Genomic DNA, 19,024 nt, shown 5'->3' with positions numbered 1-19,024 from the left:
TATCATATTCGAACACTCGGCTTCCTTGAAATGACTTCAAGCGATTGCACATGTATACTTATCTCAACAGAACACTTTTGAACGGAAGTAGGGATACCATGCATAACGAACCACTAGCATTTAGAATGCGACCGCGTTCGATTGACGAAATTGCTGGTCAACAGCACGTCATCGGTCATGAGACGGCGCTTTATAAGATGATTAAAAATGGACACGTGCCCTCGATGTTACTTTACGGAGAGCCGGGTATTGGAAAAACTTCTCTTGCCTATGCGATTGCTGGCTCTACGAATTTAACTTTCATTCCATTAAATGCAACGACTTCAGGAAAAAAAGATATTGAACGTGTTGTAGATGAAGCACGAATCACCGGGAAAGTGATTTTGTTTTTAGATGAAATCCATCGTTTTAACAAACTTCAGCAAGATACTCTCTTACCACATGTCGAAAACGGATCGGTTGTATTGATTGGGGCGACAACAGAAAATCCATTTCATGATGTTAACCCAGCTATCCGTTCCAGATGCGGTGAAATTCTACAGTTAAAAAGGCTTGATAAAGAAGATTTACTCGTTTTGCTCACTAGAGCACTTAACGACGAAACTCGCGGACTAGGGAAGCAGCAAATTGAGATTTCTGATCATCAAATCGAAAAAATTGCTGAAGGAGTCAATGGGGATGCTCGCAAAGCATTGACATTACTCGAATCACTTATATCTGCATCTGACGAAGAAGGTGGAAAAGTCATTATCGAAGATTGGCTCATCGAGAACTTGATTGGACGGATTGGGGTTTTTGGTGATAAAAACGGCTCCCATCATTATAATCTTCTATCTGCTCTGCAAAAATCCGTCAGAGGTAGCGATACGGATGCTGCACTCTATTATTTAGCACACTTACTCGAAGTTGGGGATTTAGTCTCTGTCAATCGGAGGCTGCTCGTAATGGCCTATGAAGATATCGGGCTAGCCGCACCAGAAGTGGGTCCACATGTAGCTGCCGCAACGGATGCTGCCATCCGATTAGGGTTGCCCGAAGCACGAATTCCACTTGCTAATGCTGTCATAGAAATGTGTCTCGCTTCCAAATCTAACTCTGCTTACAAAGCATTAGATGCTGCTATTGCAGCAATTCACCAAGGAAAAACCGGTGATATTCCAATGCATTTGCGTGATACCCACTATGCTGGTGCTGAAAAGTTAGGACATGGCGGATACATCTACCCACACGATCACCCAATTGGCTCTTTCGGCGGTTGGGTAAATCAGTCCTATTTACCGGACTCAATCGCAAACCTACAATTTTACACGCCCGTTTTAGCAGGTGAAGAGAAAAAATCAGCTGCGATTTATGAACGATTAAAAGAGTTCAGAAAGAAGAAATGATTGATAAGTAAAGGGAGATGACGGATCCATGTCAACAAACCGGACAGCAAGTGAAGCACGAAGAGTCCAAATTCTTGAGCTGTTAAAACAAACTAAAACACCTATGACAGGAAAAGAAATCGGTGAACGAACAGGTGTTAGTAGGCAAGTTGTGGTTGGAGATATTAATTTGTTGAAAGCTGTAAATGAACCGATTGTTGCAACAAGTAGAGGGTATTTGTACATGAGTGAACAAAAAGGTCCTGGCCAAATCGAAAAAATTGTGGTGTGTCAGCATTTGGCCAACCAAACGGAAGAGGAACTAACGATTTTCGTGGATCATGGTGTGACTGTTAAAGACGTTCGGGTGGAACATCCGGTATATGGAGACTTAACTGCCTCGATTATGGTTACAAATCGCATGGAAGTAAAAGAATTCCTCAGAAAGATTGCTACAGCCAATGCCATCTACCTTTCTGCTCTATCAGAAGATCATATTCACTTACATACCGTGATGGCGGATACTGCAAAACAGATTGACCAAGCAATTGAAGCACTACGTAAAGCAGGCATCCTCATTGAGTGATGCCTGCTTTTATGTCCATTCGGTATTACAAGGATTGTCCTGTTTCAATTTCCAATTGTCGGACAAACTGTTTCATAAACTGATGACGATCTTCCGCGAGTTGTTTACCTCGTTCTGTTATCATTAAATCCTTTAACAAAAATAATTTTTCATGGAAGTGCGTAACAGAAGCTGTTTTTTTCGACCGATAATCATGTTCTGACATGCTCGTGCGTATACTCTCTGTCGGGTCATATAATTTACGTCCTTTTGCACCCCCATAAGCAAAAGTGCGCGCAATCCCAATAGCTCCAATCGCATCCAATCGATCTGCATCCCGAACGATGGCACCTTCAGGAGAATCTATTTCTTTTGAATTGCCTCCGCTAAAAGATACGGACTCTATTGTAGCTAAAACGAGTTCAGAAAGAGCTTGCGGCACTGCTAATTCCTTTAATATTGCTACAGCGGAAGTATTGGTGAGACCTGCATACTTGGGATCATCCACATCGTGCAGATAGACCGCCAACTCAACTGCTGTCCGGTTCACACCGTCCATTTCTTTCATAATTTCATGAGCATTTTGTAAAACTCGTAGAATATGGTCAAAATCATGACTGGCATCAAATTTTTCGTATATTTCTTTCGTTACAATCGCACACTGTACACTGTATGTCATTTCCAAAATCACACCTTTTTTATATTTTCCAAAAATCTGATAGTGCGTTTGACCTTCATAAAAGGTTGCGGTATAGTAAACTTAACCATGTTTCAAATGGGAAGACATCTAACGCCGAGGAGGAATAATTATGTACCACGGTAAAGTCAAATGGTTCAGTAATGAAAAAGGGTACGGTTTCATTGAAGCGGATGACGGACAAGATGTTTTCGTCCATTTCACAGGCATCACAGCAGAAGGATTCAAAACGCTGGATGAGGGACAAAATGTCTCTTTTGAAATTATAGAAGGTAATCGTGGTCCTCAAGCGGCAAATGTCTCTTCGACCGACCAATGATCTCTCGCCATAATATGTAAAGATCCCTCTGATTTCATCAGTGGGATCTTATTTCATTAATTTATTCATTTCAGACCCAAGAAAACGAAGTTGGTCGCCCACAGTGCATTCACGTATACAAAACTTGTGCGCTTCCGTCTTACCGCGCTCTTGTGTCAAATGCTTTTTCACTAGACATCCTTCACAATACATATCGAGTACTTCATCAATTTCAGAAATAACAGTAGTTTTCTTCATAAGCCCCTCCCGTCAGACCTTACGTTAATTGTAAGTTTTCTGAGACGAGGATGCAACTATACAGGAGGCCAATTCACATGATTGAACTTTATACAGACGGCGCAAGTGCAGGAAACCCGGGAAAAAGCGGAATCGGAATTTATATCACAGGTGAAGGTCACTCCCTTAAAATTTCTGAGCCGATACCTCCATGTGATAACCATACAGCGGAGTTTTTAGCGCTCATACGAGGCCTAGAGGAAGCTACGAAGTTAACGTCTGGAATCCTTTCAGTCCGAAGCGATTCGCAACTTGTGGTACAGGCGGTAGAAAAAGAATTTGTGAAAAATGACCTGTATAAACCTCATTTAAAAAAAGTACTCGAGCTCACGAAGAACTTCGAGTACTTTTTTATCAAATGGATTGCAGATGATACCAATCGAGCAGCAGATGCGCTCGCTCGTCAAGCGATTCATAAGCAACGATGAATCAATTCCTATGCCACTCTCATAAATGTCACTTTGCGTTCACTGTCATCGTACAACACCCATTCTTTGTTATCGACAACCGAGCCAACGTTTACCGTCACGGATTTCTCAGGAATCTCAATTGGCTCAAAGAAGTGGAACTTCTGCTCCTCACCTTCTACAGACCAAGAGGATTTATGTGTATGCCCATGTACCACTAAAGGTTCACCTTGCGTCACGTGTTGCGGGGGCAACTCATTGTATGGCCATTGGTGACCGTGAATAAGCAACGCATCACCGATTCTCATTCGTTCTGGTAATTGAGAAATCTTTTGCAACAACGGTTCAGTTGACCGGGAAATGAGGAGAATCCGCTCTTCTTGATTCCCTCTAATTGAAGGAAAATCAAGAAGTTGTTCGAACCCAACTGGATTGAGCATGATCTCGCTGAGAAGCGGAAAGGTCGTGCCATCCAGTTTTTTCTTACCGATGGTGCATTCGAACAAATCTCCGACACCGACTATTTTTGCATCTGGCGCTACCTTTTCAATTTGCTCAAGCACCATTTTCAGTTCATCTAAAGAAGAGTGGATATCACTAATAAATGCTACTTTCACAGCGAATCACCCTTTTTAAAAGCTCCTGTTTCAACCGCTAGGTCTCCTTCAGAAATCCAATCACTATAACTTCCTGCATACAACCTGACATTAGAATACCCTTTTTCCGTCAGCATGGCGTAAAGAGGTGCTGCAGTCACACCACTACCACAATAGACGGTAATCGCTTGTTCATGATTGGCCATCTTTTCTAATCCATTAACTGCCTCACCCGATGTTTCAAAGCGCCCATTCGTAGTCAACTGTGCCCAGTCAAAATTTTGTGCTCCTGGAATGTGACCTGCTATTGCATCTAGTGGCTCATGCTCTCCACGGTAACGTGCGGCTGCCCTTGCATCTAGCAGTAAGTTCTCACCATTTGCTTGCACTAGGTTCTTCACATCTTCTTTTGACGCTAAAATAGATTCATTCCACTCCGGTTCTACTGTTGAGCGTTCAGGAGTCACAACGCTGGCATCTGTTTGAAATCCAAGTTCTACAAGTTCCTCATAGCCTTCTAGAGAAATGTACACATTTTTAAATCCTCCATATTGCAACATCCACCATGCACGAGCAGCGAATGGTTCTCCTCCATTATCGTAAATGATGATTTCGTCCTCCAAATGGAGACCACTCTTGCGGTATAGCTCAGTTAATGTTTCGTGATCAGGCAGAGGATGCCGTCCGCCACTTCTTTGCATATCCGACAAATCTTTTTCAAGATCCCAATGGATTGCATGTTGAATATGACTTTGACTATAGAGATTCACTCCCATTCCAGGATCTTGAAGAGAGAATCGTGCATCAATCCATTTACGCGGTTGGTCACTATTTTGTACAACCATAGATTTGAATACGTTCACTTAAATCAGCTCCTTCTGTTGAAGTTGTCCATAAATCGACCGCCACTCGGACAGCTGCTCATGACTTTCCAAAAGACTCCGTTCAGCTTCAAGTTGAGCCAACGTTTCCGTTAATAAATGATCCGTCAATGCGGCTGCAGCATCGTCAATCCACTTGTTGGTCCATTCCCCTAAGCGTTGTCGTTCTTGCTCTAAATAGGTGGTAGCATCTTTCTTCAGTAATTCTGTCAATTGCTCTTGAAGTGTGTTCCGATCACCTTTTTCAAAGAACGATTTCGCATTCTTAAAGTGTCGATTCACTGCACTATATCGTTCTATCTGTTCGAATGGCGCAACAAATTTCAGCATTTCTGCATCCTTTGAATCGAACGGAGAAGGCGACAGCGCACTATCCATTTCAGCTAGCCAACGCTGTTCAGTCCGTTGCCGTGCGTCAACTTGTTTCTTCATGAACGTCAGCATTCGTAAATTTGTCACTTTAAGTTCTTGTGCAAAGTCAAAGCCTGTCATTCCTATGGTTTCTTCAAGTGCTAAACGAAGTGCTTCTGAAGCTTGGTGACGAACAAATAACGACGGTGTATAGCCTTCTTTGAAGAAATCTGGGAATCTAAGAAATACTCGTTGATGGATGTAGAAAATAAGTTCCCTCAACTCTTCTTCTACAGCTTTTTTAAGAACTGGTGCAAAACTTAAATTATAATGTTCCTTTACACGTTGTTCAAAAACAGCAAGTTCTTCTAACCGTTCCGCTTTCCGTTCACGGTTTTTTTCAGTCCGATCAATGAGGTCAGCAAGACGTTCAACCGTTTTTGTAGTCTCTTCATCCAACGCTTGAACAGCTAATGCATTTAAATAATTTTCTAAAAACGAATAAAAACGAGTTTCAAAATCATTCATTTTCGACTCGGTTTCGCCTTGTTGTTTTGCTTCAAGTGCTTGCAAGCTAGAGATTCCATGAACGCGTGGGTTTCGAATTCCGAATTTCACAAGTTCCTCTGCTACAAATCCTTTTACTTCCTGTGCTTCCTCCTCATTTGCAGCCAAGTCGATTGCATTGACCACAAAGAACATCTTGTCCATTTCAAACGCATCTTTCACACGTCCAAGCTGGATTAAAAATTCACGGTCAGCTCGAGAAAACGCATGATTGTAATAGGTGATAAACAAAATGGCATCAGCATTTTTAATATACTCAAACGCTACGTCTGTATGTCGAGCATTTATCGAATCGGCGCCCGGAGTATCCACTAAGGTAATCCCTTGGCGTGTCAGTTCGCAGTCATAATATAAGTCGATCGATTCGACAAAACAACTTCTCTCTTCTTCTGCTACAAAGCGGACGAATTCATCTCGTTCAGCAGTCAACACAGTGCCAAGGAAATCTTGATAGGTTGGGTAGCCGGTTTGGAATGCCCGTATGAATGATTTATGGATATGAAGTGATTCTTCAACTAGTTCTAATTTTAACGCTTCCTCTGCACGTGTGAACGCTTCTTCAAGTGTTGAAATAGATAGACCAAGCATTGCGAATGCGTCCACAGTATCTTGAGTCAATTGCTCAGGTGCTTTAAAGTGAATATCCGCCGTTCCATCGGCATGTGCGTCGGAAGTCGGTCGAATCCGATTAATGGCAGCGGTTGTCGGATTTGGAGAAACAGGCAGTACCGATTCACCAAGCAACGCATTTGAGAAAGAAGATTTCCCTGCACTAAACGCTCCAAACAATGCGACTGTAAACTCTTGCTGTTCAAGTCTTTTCGACTTAGATTGCAAGTACACAGAAAGCTCTTTGAAACCCGGAATGTGAACCACTTCGTCTGCAACTTGTTGTGCACGTTTTACGACGAGTTCAAGATCCCCAATGAAGGTTTCCTCGGTTTGTTCCTGAACGAAGAGATCTTGATTAGTTTGCTCCTGGATGACTTCAGTTTCTAGCTGTCGTTGTACATCGAGAATTTCAGGCTCGGATTGAGCTTTCCACTCTTCTTTTAAGCGATTTAATGAGGCTAGCTCCTCTTTCGACCATTCATGTTGCTGACCGGATTCAAATAATTGAAGGTTTGTAGTACGTGATTTAACAAGTCGAATTGCAGCTAACTTCAGCTCTAAATCGTTAAGTTCTTTTTGCAAACGCTCGGAAGCTATCTCACCTTCACGCTTCGCTACATCTGAAATCCGAACCTTCCAATCATCTGTTTTCCTCTTGTAATCGTTCAGGACAGCTTCACGCATTTGACTTGCTGCATTTAATATTAGCTCGCCTGTCAAAATATCCGGTGTTGTCAAAGTAGATGCAATCTCGCTAAAACGGAATGCTAGATCTATATCATCGATTTCCAATGAGCGTTCATCGGTTAACAAGCCCGCTTGTTTCAATACCTTCTTCATAAGTGACCGAAGATGTATCTCAATTTGAGTATGGGCTAACTTTTCCAATGACTCACTAAGTGTCTGAAGTCTCCGATTGCGTTCTTCCTCTGTCTTTTTCGCACTAAAGAAAAGTCCGACTTTAAAATGACTAGTTTGAGACTCTAAATACTCTTTTAGCAATTCTCTCGTTTCATAAGGAGTTAGAGTAGCACTCTGTAAAAGTTCTTTTCGCTCTTTCTCAAAGTGCAGATGGAATGCATCTCCATGAATGAGTGATAGTCGCATTTGAAGCTCTTCAGTTTCTAATTCGAGTTCATTTGTTTCAGACCATTCCTCATCCGCAATTTCAGGATGAGTATCTATAGTTTCTTTAATCTCTTCTTTTAAAAAGTCAATATGCTCTGCAGTTAACTGCGCGAGAGCATTTTGTGCATTCCGATCAAAGTGTTCATCGCGATTTTCAATCGATCTGTTGACAATTTCTTTCACAGAATCAAAGTCATTACCTACTAAGTCACGCTGTTTGAGAGATGTGAAAAATATCCCTTTCGGGTCGACACCCCAAAGTGAAAATGAATGCCGTACTGATTCCTTGAATTCATCAAATGACAACTCGTTTGAACGGTGTTTGTCAATTTGGTTGACAATTAAATAGACATTCGGATTATAACGCATCAGTTCTTTGGTAAACCTGAAATTCAATTCAGACTGCACATGGTTGTAGTCCATCGTATAAAACACCATATCCGCTAAATGGAGAGCAGATTCTGTCGATAGCCGGTGAGCATCATCTGTTGAGTCGACACCAGGTGTATCCATAACCGAAATACCTAACGGTAGTTTAGATGCAGTATGTCCAATTTCTAACGAAGCAATTGATGCGCCTTCTTTGCTCATTTTTTTAACAGCTTGTGAGAATCCTTCGCCTATAACTTTAACGGAAGTCCCATCTTGTCGATGAACGATAGCGAAGTCCTCTTCATCCTTATGTATTTTAACGATATTAGCGCTAGTTGGAATAGGGCTAGATGGCAACAGATCCTCTCCTGTCAGCGCATTGATCATTGATGATTTCCCTGCTGAAAAGTGGCCTGCAAATGCAATGGTATAGTCATCTTTCACTAATTTCTTCGCAAGCATTGTAGCTTTTTGAAACCTTTCCTGATCCCCATCTTCCTTACAAAGAAGACCAAGTACTGCTGTTTCGTCTAAAAAATCTTTATGCTGAGTCATAAACGCTTCGATCCCTTCTGCTAGAGCTTTGTCTATCATACCATTATTTATTGTTCACACTCTATCCATATATTCTCCGTTTTTAATTATAGAAATACTCTATACAATTAACGACACGAGTGGTATCATTGGACTATTATTACCTGCTGAAGGGGTGCCTAAATGACTGATGCAAAAACAATCCAACATATATTGAATAGTACAATACAATCTCTAACTACAGTTATCCCTGTTAAATTCGACGTTCTCTCACCTTCTCTCACAATTCAGCCATATGAACAAAAAGAACTAAGTGTACTTATTGCACTGCTTGGCGACGTTCGCGGAAGACTTATTATCGATACAAACGAATCGACAATTTCTCAAATAGGCGAAGCGATGTTCGGCATGACGATTGAAGGCGAAATGATCGAGTCGTTTACTGGCGAACTCGGAAATATGGTGGCAGGAAATCTATGTACCTTGCTCGAAAAGGATGCACTAACACTGGATATTTCTCCTCCAACTGTTTTAACCGGTGAGACAAAGTTCTATGGTTTCCAACAAGCATTTAAATTACCATTGAATTTTAACAACGCACCACCTTCCAATGTGTTACTGACTATCGACGAAGCTTGAAAAAGGTTAATAAACGATGAATCATAACGACAATACAAAAAGCAATACGGCAACGCCCTGTTGCACAGACTGTAGACAAACGCCATAAATCATGGGGCTTGCCTACAGTCTGTTTTTTTACAATAGAATTATCTATGAAAAGTTGATTTTCGCTGCAAGCGGACGCTTTCCGAGGGGCTTGCTCTCCGCTACAATCAACAATGTCACTCAATTATCAAATGAGGTGATGGAAATGATGATGAATAATCAAATCTAAGAACGAGAACAGAAGGAGATGCTTACAATCTAACAGTTAGTTCCGCAAGACCATCTGTTCCGTAAATTAGATGCAGTAATTGATTTTCCCTTTATTTATCCATTGGTTGAAAATCTATATTCCCTATGTGGGAGACCCAGCATTGATCCTGTTGTTCTCAAAAAATGTCATCCATTCATTAAATTAAGCCCTCCTTGGCTTGTCCATCGCACACCAAGCTTCTCTTTGGCGTCGACAAAGACACGTTCAACGGTCTCTTTACATTTATATAGACTTCTTTGATTTCATATCGGTGTCTCAGGTCTTCTGTTACATCTAATAAGTCTTGCCAGCAGGAAATGGAGACTCAATTGCATTGTTTGCTTGAATGAAGTGAATGTGTCCTCGGACATTCAGTTGATTGAAGTGCAGGACGGCGACTCCTGGGGATCAGCGCAGCGCGAAGACCCCGCAGGAGTGAAACGACGAGGAGGCTGAGAGCAAGCCCCCGGAAAGCGCCCGTCCGGAACGGAGATCAACGGCCTGTCAGCCTTCATTTCCAGCGTCAACAATGCAAAAAGACAAAAGGGATGGAAATCAAATCGATTTCCATTCCTTTTGTCTACAGTCTGAAGCAACACGGCCAACGGCCTGTTGCTTTTTGTTTTGTTCTATTTACATACCTATCAAGATTTCACTTTTGGGGCAACGGGAAAAATTGTATCGAATGTGGGGACTAATTTAGATTCTTCAGGGTTCAACAAAATATGAACAGAACCTGAATCTGTCGCAGTCCGGATAAGTCTACCAACACCTTGACGTAAACGGAGTAACATATATGGTAAGTCTACTTCTTCAAATGGAGCAGTTGCATGGCTACGTTTCGCATTGAACAACGGGTCAGCAGGCGGTAATGGTAAATCATAAATGACCACTCTCGTTAATGCATCATGGGGAATATCCAAGCCTTCCCACAAATGATAGGAGAAGAATGCAGACCACTTTTTAGCTTGGAACTCTTTAACGATAGACGATAGTTCACGGTCTCCTTCAAACGCCGCGAAAGGAAGTTGTCCTTCCGGCAATTGCGCTCGGAAGTTTTCCATGGACTGTTTCGACTTAAACAACACTAGCGTCTGGTGGCCATCATTCAATAACTCGACAAGTCTGTTCATTTTTCCAACCTCAGATAGCGATTCAATGGAAAGATCCATAACTTCGTCGTAATCATATGGAGATTCAATTGAAAAAGAAACAGAATGTTTGATACCTAGATTATTAGCAATAAACGAGAAATCATTTTGCACGGACAATGTAGCGGATGAGAAAATAATTGGTAGCTTTTCTGAAAACAAGCGCTCCTGTAAAACATCCGTTACAAGGCGCGGCATTATCACTAATGTCAATTCCCCTTCTCGGTCTTCTGCCCAATCGACAGCTTCCGCATTATCCGAAAACAATTCTAAAGAAAATATATATTGTTCGAGATATTCTTCTACCATTCTCAAGTCATACTCTGGTATTACATAAAGTTCACTATCAAAGACAAATTCTTCGAGCAATGCATTGGAAAGACGAACGGCTTCACGTGCTGTATTCATAAGTTCGGTAGTCTTTGAAATCGCGAGTCGTTCTTCCCCATCTTCCTGAGCACATTCAGAGAGGTAGTCGAAGAACAGTTCATGACATTCCATCAGTTGTTCCATCAGTTGAAGCGTTTGCTCACGAACACCATCTGTCATGACACGTTCCAGAAGCCCGAGAAGCGTGCTATCTTGTACTTCATAAGTTAGGGCGCGTTGTGCAGCATATTCAAGTAGATGGCCTTCATCAAAAACAGCCATAGAAACCTCTGGTAGCAATGGAAGTTGCCCCTGTCGTTTTCTTGACTCCTTCGTCCATAGGTGTTCCATAAAGAAATCGTGGGAGCAGATAATGAGATCAGCTGCTTTCCTATATTCACTTCTATGAATCGTTTGCCCACAACGGTTTCGGAGGTCACATCCACCACATTGTTGGATTGGATGATAATTGATCGTCTCCCACTCACCATCACTTAAATCCGGATAGGAAGAACGTTCTCCGTATGGGTACACTTCAGATAATGAAGCTGGCCCATATACGAATTCTGGGAGAGCATCTTCTACTTCCCCGGCATATTCTTCGTCTGCGCGATTCATTTCTTCTAAACGCTTTAAGCAAAGATATTGGTCACGCGATTTCGCAAGTCGCACATCAATTGTGAGCTCTAATGCTTCACCAAGTTTACGGATATCCCCTTCTTCTTTAACGAGCTGATCAATTAATGTTTCGTCTGCGCAAGAAATTAACGCTGGTTTTCCTGTGTAACGTGCATAGGCGATGGCAGGAAGTAGATAAGCAATTGTCTTGCCCGTTCCGACTCCAGCTTCAGCGAATAATACTTCTTTTTCACGAAGGGCTTGCTCTATTTGGAAAGACATGTAGATTTGTTCATCTCTGCAATCGAATCCTTTTTCGGTGAGCTCATCATATAAGGTATCTCCGATCCACTCATTAAGTGATTCGTAGAATGTTTTGTCGCGTGTGAGTGCAAATGGTAACTTTCCTGTCATAGTGAACCCCTTTCTAGTACATAAGAAAAGAGAGGAGAATCCTCTCTTTTTGATCTATTAAAATTAGCTTCGTTTGCCCCAGAACTGATAAAGATCAGTGCGTATGAACCCATTGAAAAGTTTCCGTTTCTTCGTAGCTCTCTTGCCATACATCGTCTCAAAGTTTTCAAGAGAAGAAAGCATATAGACAGACCATGATGGGTAAGGTTTCATGACGTTCCCTAATGTAGCGGTTATGTCTTCAGCTTCTTCTAGTTCACCAAGACGTTCTCCATACGGTGGATTTCCGACTAAAACACCGTTTTCCCCTTCAAGTGAAAGGTCTGCAACGTTGCAAACATTCCAATTAATAATATCTAAAAATCCTGCTTCCGCAGCATTTTTCTCTGCGACTTTTATCATCGATGGATCCCAGTCAGAACCTGAGATCATCAGTTTACGATCATAATCTGCGACATCTTCCACTTCTTCACGTACTCGGTCCCATACGCTTTCAGCCATCCATGGCCACTGTTCGCTTAAAAACTCTCGATTATAGCCTGGCGCTAAATTTTGTCCGAGCATTGCAGCTTCAATTGGAATCGTACCTGAACCACAGAACGGGTCGACAAATGGTCGATCCGGGTTCCATTTGGTTAATTTAACTAGAGCTGCAGCTAACGTTTCTTTTAACGGAGCATCCCCTTGTCCAACGCGATATCCACGTTTGTGCAGACCAGCACCACTTGAATCGATTGTTAGTGTCACCTTATCTTTTAAGATCGATACTTCCAATTTGAATAATGGACCCGTTTCGTCTAAAAAGCCGACACGGCCATGGACGGTTTTAAGTTTTTCTGCAATTGCTTTTTTAACAATTGCTTGGCAATCAGGCACACTGTAAAGAATTGACTTAACTGATTTACCCGCAACCGGGAATGTTGCATCCACTGGAAGATATTCCTCCCACGGTAATTCTTTAGTTTTTTCGAATAGTTCGTCGAAAGTAGTTGCTTTAAATTCCCCCACGATAATTCGAACGCGGTCAGCGATGCGCAGCCACATATTCGCTTTTGCAATTGCATGGGCATCGCCAGAAAAGTAAACTTTTCCATTTTCGGTTATTGTTTCATATCCCAATGCTTTCACTTCTTCTGCTACGAGTCCCTCAAGCCCCATCGCTGCCGTTGCTACTAATTTGTATTCTTTCATGAATCGTACACTTCCTCTCCACTGTTGAATCACTTTATGTACGTGCTTTATATGAACAAACCTGTTTTCTAACGCAGAAATGCTCTCCATAAATACAGGAGAGCATGATTGTATACATTAAGTACCATCAGGAAATTCGTAAGCCATGTTTTGTTCCCTTGTACTCGAACGGTTTACACCTCGTACTCAGGGTGGTAATCATCTATCTACAGACGATTGTCTGTCCCTTCCTCCGTTCATTTCCTTCGGAAGAGCGCCCCTACCATAATTTGGGTTTCTCACTCGCGGGGTTTACCTCGTTCCACCTGTACCGTTTCCGATACAGCTCCGTCACTGTGGCACTTTTCAGGAAACGTCTTCCATATCCCAAAAGGACTTAGGAATTATTTCCGCCGTCAGCTGAGTAAACAGCGCCCCGGCTTATTTTTTGGCCGGGCACGAACACTACGGACATCTCAGTACCGTGTGAGCATGGACTTTCCTCTCCAGTGTCTAGCACTGCAGCAATTACCTGAATTTCCGTCATGGCTTGATAAGTATACAGTAGAACCCCACTTTCCGCAAGGATAAGTGGGGTTCGTCTTATTCGTTTCCTGAAAGTTTACTTCCAAACACGGCTTTTTCCAAATTAGAAATACGTTTCAGCAAGTCGAAATTTGTTGTACCAGGAGCGCTCGATGCTGGTCGTTTCTGGACAGTAGATAACTCATTTTGAAGTTCTCCGTTTTCGCGTTCAAGCTCCGCGATCCGTTTTTTAAAACTTTCATAATCATGAATCACACTATCTAAAAACAAATCGACTTCTTCCTGATTATAACCGCGCATACCTGTTTTAAACTCTTTTTCAAGAATCGTTTTTGAATCCAATTTAATATCCATTCAACAACGTCCTTCCGTCAGTGGTAACTGCTCTAAGTATAGCATATCCTGTCCAATTCTGTCTGCTTACGTCAAGATTAGAAGTGTTATTTTGTCGAGTACTGCGCTTGCCCGGGAAATATTTTTCTCTTAAGTCTCATTTCCCTTTTTGTGAATTCCGCAATCATACGTTTTGAAAACGATGCAGACAATGAGGAATCACGTGCAAGCAGACCCTTGGCAACTCCACAAAGTTGTAGAGCCTTCGTGCAATCTTTGTTTTTATGCTCAAGAATTTTTGCCATTTCCTCAAGTGCAATAATTCGTTCACGTCCAGTCGACTTCGTCATACAGACACCAAACGCTTCTAGTGACTCACCATATTTACCGTCTCTTTTTAATAGAAATCCAAAATGGAAGTGAGTTGTCGGATGTTGAGTCCCATATTCCTCGATTACCTGCTCTAAGACGGCAGTTGCACGACTATGCGACTTTAAATCAGCATACCACTTGGCAATATTCGTTTGGCTAATCGCAGTTCCTGATAGCTCCTCTTGTAAAAGAAGCTCAGTTGAACGAATATACAACGTGACAAGTGACAAAATATCATACTCATTGTGCAGCAAAATCTTCATCAACATTTCTGCACGACCATTTTTCACTGCATCTTGATAGATAATCGGTGCCAAATACCCCGGCATATCGTCTTCTCGAACAAATCCAAGTTGCTCCTCTTCAACTGCAGGCAATTTGAACGACGCCATTTCATGTTTCCAAATGCGTCTGGAACCGTGGAGTAGGTCAATCTGATCGTGCTTCGGCAAAGGGGGGAGTAAGTTCCGATTCATTGTCCACCTCGTATCCAATTGGGGGACATCAAAACTCTTTCCATTATACATGACAAGCGTGACCGGCTTTTCCCATAATCCAGTCGCATAAAGAAATGCTGCTTCATGAGCAGGACCGGGCAGTACATATTGGGTCATTCTAAACCCGTTGCCTCGTTGCTCGATTAAACCAATCAGAAAGATCAGTGTTCCGGTCCCTTTCAAGCCCGTAGTTTCCGTATCAAAAAAAAGGAGTCGTTTGTCTGGATCTGGTGCTAAAGGATGTCGTTCCCCTGAGCTTTTCCATTTTTGCAACGTGGCCGTCAACTCAGTCAATTGATATCTCCCATGTGTATAGGATTCGTCATAGTCCACAACTTTCTTATAAACGGTCCCGTAATGATTGGTCTCTTTTTCGAGACCAGCTGCCAGCCACTGTGATTCGTAACTAGGTGATGACGCTTGAACAATCTTTGAGGTTTCTTTCAGAGTTGAAGAGCCGGCTTTTGTTTTTTTCAACATGCCCTTCATCTTCATGAGATTTTGTTCATAGGACATGCACGTCACCACCTGCTAAACTCTTCAAAAGCTCCGAAGCGCCTCGCTTCAAATTTGTATCAGATTCGGGCGGACCTGTACAAATTGGACAGCCCCCTTCACATTCACATGAACTTACGTGAGAGGCAGCTTGGCAAAGCAATGAATACCATTGGTCAAACATCTTCTCACTCAATCCAATACCTCCAGGATAGCTATCATAGATGAAAAACGTCGGTTTTCCAGTATGAACTGCTTTCACTTGCGGCACTACATGAATATCAGTTCTGTCACATTGCACAAACAAAGGAATAAAAGATTGCATCGCATGTGCTGCACCGGTCATGGCATCCGTCAGGGTAGCTTCTGTCCATCCTTCAGGCACATCAAATGCTAGCCACGTGGATGCAGTATGTAACTCTTCAGCTGGCAAATGAATAGGACCTGAACCGATATTGTCATGAGAATCGAATCGAATTTTCTTAAAAATTGTAGGGATGGCAAGAACGGCTAAATCACCGAAAGCAACTGTCTGCGAATTGAGTTCCTGCTTTTTATCTTCACTGATTACTTTCAGCTCAACAGCTAAATTGGCGTCTGTGAAGTAATCGACATCCACTTCTGTCACATACGCCTTCTTTTCTTCCCAATCCAGCATTTCTACTTGGTATTGTGTACCTTGGTGCAAATAGATCGCTTCTTCATGTAACAGGGTCATTGCACTGAATCGATCCATTTCTCCAATGACCGTCGTTTCTTTAGGACGGGTTTTATCGATAATCACTACATTTTCTTGAGAGGCAGATCGTAAACTTACTTCACTCGCAGGAAAACGCTCGGTCATCCAGTGCCAATGATCCCCTGCTAATACGAGAACCCCTTCCGACGCTAAAAATTCCAATAATTGTTGAACATCGAACTCTGCATATTGGTCGCTCACCGAAAAAGGCAGTTCAAACGAAGCACACCGTAGATGATCCATGAGAATGACAATATTGTCAGGGTGAATATGCGCTTCCTCAGGTGATCCACCTAATAAGTAATCCGGATGCTCAATGATGTATTGGTCCAGCGCCATCGACTGTGCGACATAAATGATGAGTGCGTCATCTTGCCTTCTTCCCGCCCGACCTGCTTGTTGCAATGCACTTGCGATATTTCCCGGGTAACCTGTCATTACACACGCCTGGAGTTGACCAATATCAATACCAAGTTCCAAAGCATTTGTACTAACTACTGTCTTAATCGTCCCATTTCGTAGTCCTTTTTCAATTTTACGACGCTCTGAAGGAAGATAACCACCTCGGTACCCCATGATCGTCTCATCCATCAATTTCTTTTTGGTAAGTTCTTTCATATAGGTTACGAGCATTTCTACACGCACCCTGCTTTTTGCAAAAATGATGGTTTGAACCCCTTCTCGATAAAGACGAGAAGCAATATCCCGAACTTCCAAGACAGCACTCCTACGAATTCCGAACGTTTCATGAACAACAGGTGGATTGTAAAACAAGAAATGCTTCTTGCCTGCCGGCGCTCCGTTGTCCGCAATGAGCTCCATCGAAGAATTCGTCAGGTTTTCCGCAAGTTGTTGAGGGTTAGCAATGGTTGCCGAAGTGCAGATGAACACCGGGTTACTTCCATAATAAGCACAAATTCGTTTTAAGCGTCTTAACACATGGGCAACATGTGTACCAAACACTCCCTTATACGTATGCAATTCATCAATCACGATATACTTCAAGTTTTCAAAAAGTGATACCCATTTCGTATGATGTGGAAGAATTCCAGAATGCAGCATATCTGGGTTAGTCAACACAATGTGTCCCGATTTGCGTACCTTAGTTCTAAGTCCAGGTGCAGTATCCCCATCATACGTATAACTCAATACCGTCTCTCCACTCGCTTCAATGAGTTCATGTAGATCAGCTAATTGGTCCTGCGCAAGTGCTTTTGTAGGAAAGAGATACAACGCTCGCGAGGCTTCATTCTCCAATATGCTTTGAAGAACAGGTAAATGATAACAAAGTGATTTACCGGATGCTGTTGGAGTTACCGCTGTATATGATTTTTTTTGTTGTGCGAAGTCGAATGCTCTCCGCTGATGGCTATATAATTGATGAATCCCTCTATGTGAAAGAGCCGTTATGAGTGAAGGATGTAATTTCTCTGGAAACGGAGCATAGATAGCATCTTTTCCTTCCGTCACTTTATAATGCTTCACATTCTTCGCGAATTCCGGGTCCTGTCTCAACTCATCAATAAATGACTGGAGATTTAGGTTATTTGCCATCTCCGCCCTCCTTTTTCTCTTTTTCCAATGCGATACGAACGGTATTTAATGTATAACTGGCGGATTGAATGGATTGAACAAATCGCTTCTTCCCTGTCTTTTGATAAAAGGATTGAACAGTAAATTGTTTCATCAAATCATTCAACGTAGAAATTTGAATAGGTCGTACGTATTTTGGCCGGCTTGTACGAATCCATTGGTGTACGAGTTCGTCCCATTCATCTATCACTTCATGCCAGTGGTCGGCGTATGGCTTAACTTCTTTATAAAAGTCGGGTTCGCGATTTTCATTTCGCATGTCGCTATGCCGAACTAAGCATTCATCACATACTTCAAGTAATTGTTCTGTTAACAGTTGTAACCTCATACTACTTGTCACCTTTCTACTACTTCTATTTTAAGTTTATCAAATTAGTGCTCTCAGTTCCAATATTGACGAACGTGCATTCCTCTTTAAAAGGGAGAGGTTTTTGTAGTTTGCAACCTAAACAACGTTTTAACGTCTCAATATTGTGGTATGATACACTGATGATGTGAGGTGAGTATGTTGGCGATACGCTATCCAAATGGCAAAAAATATATACCAACTACAACGAATACTGCTGCCAAACCAACTTCATTATCTTTCAGCAATCGAGGGAAAACGTTGGAAGATGAACTGAATGACAGTAACGAGTATTATACTAGTAGAGGGATCGCAGTCATTCATAAAAAACCTGTACCTATTCAAATTGTAAACGTCCGTTACCCGGCGAGAAGTGCAGCAGTAATCACTGAAGCTTACTTCAAGACTGCTTCCACAACGGACTACAACGGCGTATGGCAAGGGAAATATGTCGATTTTGAAGCGAAGGAGACGAAAAACAAAACTTCTTTTCCTTTACAAAATATACATGATCATCAAGTTGAGCATATGTCTCAAGTACACGAACAAGGTGGTATTGCATTTCTAATAATCCGGTTCTCTCTCTTAGATCGCTATTTTGTATTACCTTTTAAAAACTTCATCGGAACATGGACGAGAATGATTGAGGGTGGCAGAAAATCGATTCCTATTTCTGAACTTGAGGAATTGTCAATCGAATTACAGCCAGGTTATCAACCACGTTTAGACTATTTACATGCTTTAACCGGTATAGTTGAACAAACAACCGGCGAACGAATTGAAAGGTAGGAATCCT

At 42.0% G+C, this 19,024-nt stretch carries 17 protein-coding genes, 1 other RNA gene and 1 pseudogene; 7 read left to right on the top strand and 12 right to left on the bottom strand.

What is annotated here, in order from left to right:
- The first annotated feature begins 98 nt into the window (after positions 1–98).
- Complete coding sequence (locus M3197_RS05385; RefSeq protein WP_251659365.1) at positions 99–1,385, top strand: replication-associated recombination protein A; 1,287 nt, start codon at positions 99–101, stop codon at positions 1,383–1,385.
- A gap of 28 nt (positions 1,386–1,413) precedes the next feature.
- Entirely contained in the window at positions 1,414–1,950 is a 537-nt protein-coding gene (locus tag M3197_RS05380; RefSeq protein WP_251659363.1) for a transcription repressor NadR, read from the top strand.
- Positions 1,951–1,975: 25 nt separating this feature from the next.
- On the opposite strand, the gene M3197_RS05375 is transcribed toward M3197_RS05380, so the two are convergent.
- Positions 1,976–2,608, bottom strand: coding sequence for an HD domain-containing protein (locus M3197_RS05375; protein WP_251659361.1), 633 nt, complete (start codon positions 2,606–2,608; stop codon positions 1,976–1,978).
- Between the two features lie 130 nt (positions 2,609–2,738).
- On the opposite strand from M3197_RS05375, the gene M3197_RS05370 reads away from it, so the two are divergent.
- The gene (locus M3197_RS05370; RefSeq protein ID WP_251659359.1) at positions 2,739–2,945 is read left to right on the top strand and encodes a cold-shock protein; all 207 of its coding nucleotides are present in this window, start codon (positions 2,739–2,741) and stop codon (positions 2,943–2,945) included.
- A 48-nt stretch (positions 2,946–2,993) separates the two neighbouring features.
- Here the strand turns inward: M3197_RS05370 and M3197_RS05365 are convergent, their stop codons facing one another.
- Entirely contained in the window at positions 2,994–3,182 is a 189-nt protein-coding gene (locus M3197_RS05365) for a zinc-finger domain-containing protein (RefSeq protein WP_251659356.1), read from the bottom strand.
- 77 nt (positions 3,183–3,259) lie between these two features.
- Here M3197_RS05365 and M3197_RS05360 point away from each other — a divergent pair, with 77 nt between their 5' ends.
- Positions 3,260–3,649 (top strand): ribonuclease HI family protein, encoded by a 390-nt coding sequence (locus M3197_RS05360; protein WP_251659355.1) that lies wholly within the window; start codon positions 3,260–3,262, stop codon positions 3,647–3,649.
- Between the two features lie 8 nt (positions 3,650–3,657).
- Here M3197_RS05360 and M3197_RS05355 read toward each other — a convergent pair whose 3' ends face one another.
- Genes M3197_RS05355 through M3197_RS05345 form a run of 3 tightly spaced genes read right to left on the bottom strand, consistent with a single transcriptional unit; the run spans position 3,658 to position 8,690 of the window.
- A complete protein-coding gene (locus tag M3197_RS05355) occupies positions 3,658–4,245 on the bottom strand; it encodes a metallophosphoesterase family protein (protein WP_251659353.1) in 588 nt (195 codons plus the stop codon).
- Positions 4,242–5,087 carry a sulfurtransferase gene (locus tag M3197_RS05350; protein ID WP_251659351.1) on the bottom strand — a complete coding sequence of 282 codons (846 nt, stop codon included), beginning with the start codon at positions 5,085–5,087 and terminating at the stop codon, positions 4,242–4,244. The genes M3197_RS05355 and M3197_RS05350 overlap by 4 nt, the downstream gene beginning before the upstream one ends.
- Positions 5,088–8,690, bottom strand: a complete 3,603-nt coding sequence (locus tag M3197_RS05345; protein WP_432813979.1) for a dynamin family protein — start codon at positions 8,688–8,690, stop codon at positions 5,088–5,090.
- 162 nt (positions 8,691–8,852) lie between these two features.
- On the opposite strand from M3197_RS05345, the gene M3197_RS05340 reads away from it, so the two are divergent.
- Positions 8,853–9,308, top strand: coding sequence for a chemotaxis protein CheX (locus tag M3197_RS05340; RefSeq protein WP_251659347.1), 456 nt, complete (start codon positions 8,853–8,855; stop codon positions 9,306–9,308).
- A gap of 274 nt (positions 9,309–9,582) precedes the next feature.
- A pseudogene (locus M3197_RS05335) lies at positions 9,583–9,729 on the top strand (transposase); the annotation flags it as partial.
- A 500-nt stretch (positions 9,730–10,229) separates the two neighbouring features.
- Here the strand turns inward: M3197_RS05335 and M3197_RS05330 are convergent.
- The 7 genes from M3197_RS05330 to M3197_RS05300 form a co-directional block, all read right to left on the bottom strand.
- The gene (locus M3197_RS05330; RefSeq protein ID WP_251659345.1) at positions 10,230–12,137 is read right to left on the bottom strand and encodes an ATP-dependent DNA helicase; all 1,908 of its coding nucleotides are present in this window, start codon (positions 12,135–12,137) and stop codon (positions 10,230–10,232) included.
- 63 nt (positions 12,138–12,200) lie between these two features.
- The gene (locus tag M3197_RS05325; RefSeq protein ID WP_251659342.1) at positions 12,201–13,328 is read right to left on the bottom strand and encodes a THUMP domain-containing class I SAM-dependent RNA methyltransferase; all 1,128 of its coding nucleotides are present in this window, start codon (positions 13,326–13,328) and stop codon (positions 12,201–12,203) included.
- Between the two features lie 135 nt (positions 13,329–13,463).
- Positions 13,464–13,847, bottom strand: an RNA gene (gene rnpB / locus M3197_RS05320) — RNase P RNA component class B.
- Between the two features lie 63 nt (positions 13,848–13,910).
- Positions 13,911–14,207 (bottom strand): cell division regulator GpsB, encoded by a 297-nt coding sequence (gene gpsB / locus M3197_RS05315; protein ID WP_025784848.1) that lies wholly within the window; start codon positions 14,205–14,207, stop codon positions 13,911–13,913.
- 86 nt (positions 14,208–14,293) lie between these two features.
- Positions 14,294–15,571, bottom strand: a complete 1,278-nt coding sequence (locus tag M3197_RS05310; RefSeq protein WP_251659340.1) for a ribonuclease H-like domain-containing protein — start codon at positions 15,569–15,571, stop codon at positions 14,294–14,296.
- On the bottom strand, positions 15,561–17,843 hold the full coding sequence (locus M3197_RS05305) for a DEAD/DEAH box helicase (RefSeq protein WP_251659338.1): 2,283 nt from the start codon (positions 17,841–17,843) through the stop codon (positions 15,561–15,563). Before M3197_RS05305 ends, M3197_RS05310 begins: the two co-directional genes overlap by 11 nt.
- Positions 17,833–18,210: a YppE family protein gene (locus tag M3197_RS05300; protein WP_251659337.1), complete on the bottom strand. Its 378-nt coding sequence runs from the start codon at positions 18,208–18,210 to the stop codon at positions 17,833–17,835. Before M3197_RS05300 ends, M3197_RS05305 begins: the two co-directional genes overlap by 11 nt.
- Positions 18,211–18,390: 180 nt before the next feature.
- Between M3197_RS05300 and recU the strand changes: the two genes are divergently transcribed.
- Positions 18,391–19,017 (top strand): Holliday junction resolvase RecU, encoded by a 627-nt coding sequence (recU, locus tag M3197_RS05295; protein ID WP_251659335.1) that lies wholly within the window; start codon positions 18,391–18,393, stop codon positions 19,015–19,017.
- Positions 19,018–19,024: the final 7 nt, after the last annotated feature.

The sequence above is a fragment of the Sporosarcina aquimarina genome (genome assembly GCF_023715615.1).
Classification (GTDB): domain Bacteria; phylum Bacillota; class Bacilli; order Bacillales_A; family Planococcaceae; genus Sporosarcina; species Sporosarcina aquimarina_A.
The sequence above is the reverse complement of the archived record's forward strand: the minus strand, read 5'-3'. Positions and strand labels throughout refer to the sequence as shown.

Bases quoted from the DNA above. Each gene is read 5' to 3' on its own strand.
- M3197_RS05385 (WP_251659365.1), top strand. From the start codon at position 99: ATGCATAACGAACCACTAGCATTTAGAATGCGACCGCGTTCGATTGAC.
- M3197_RS05380 (WP_251659363.1), top strand. From the start codon at position 1,414: ATGTCAACAAACCGGACAGCAAGTGAAGCACGAAGAGTCCAAATTCTT.
- M3197_RS05375 (WP_251659361.1), bottom strand. From the start codon at position 2,608: ATGACATACAGTGTACAGTGTGCGATTGTAACGAAAGAAATATACGAA.
- M3197_RS05370 (WP_251659359.1), top strand. From the start codon at position 2,739: ATGTACCACGGTAAAGTCAAATGGTTCAGTAATGAAAAAGGGTACGGT.
- M3197_RS05365 (WP_251659356.1), bottom strand. From the start codon at position 3,182: ATGAAGAAAACTACTGTTATTTCTGAAATTGATGAAGTACTCGATATG.
- M3197_RS05360 (WP_251659355.1), top strand. From the start codon at position 3,260: ATGATTGAACTTTATACAGACGGCGCAAGTGCAGGAAACCCGGGAAAA.
- M3197_RS05345 (WP_432813979.1), bottom strand. From the start codon at position 8,690: ATGACTCAGCATAAAGATTTTTTAGACGAAACAGCAGTACTTGGTCTT.
- M3197_RS05340 (WP_251659347.1), top strand. From the start codon at position 8,853: ATGACTGATGCAAAAACAATCCAACATATATTGAATAGTACAATACAA.
- M3197_RS05330 (WP_251659345.1), bottom strand. From the start codon at position 12,137: ATGACAGGAAAGTTACCATTTGCACTCACACGCGACAAAACATTCTAC.
- M3197_RS05325 (WP_251659342.1), bottom strand. From the start codon at position 13,328: ATGAAAGAATACAAATTAGTAGCAACGGCAGCGATGGGGCTTGAGGGA.
- gpsB (WP_025784848.1), bottom strand. From the start codon at position 14,207: ATGGATATTAAATTGGATTCAAAAACGATTCTTGAAAAAGAGTTTAAA.
- M3197_RS05310 (WP_251659340.1), bottom strand. From the start codon at position 15,571: ATGTCCTATGAACAAAATCTCATGAAGATGAAGGGCATGTTGAAAAAA.
- M3197_RS05305 (WP_251659338.1), bottom strand. From the start codon at position 17,843: ATGGCAAATAACCTAAATCTCCAGTCATTTATTGATGAGTTGAGACAG.
- M3197_RS05300 (WP_251659337.1), bottom strand. From the start codon at position 18,210: ATGAGGTTACAACTGTTAACAGAACAATTACTTGAAGTATGTGATGAA.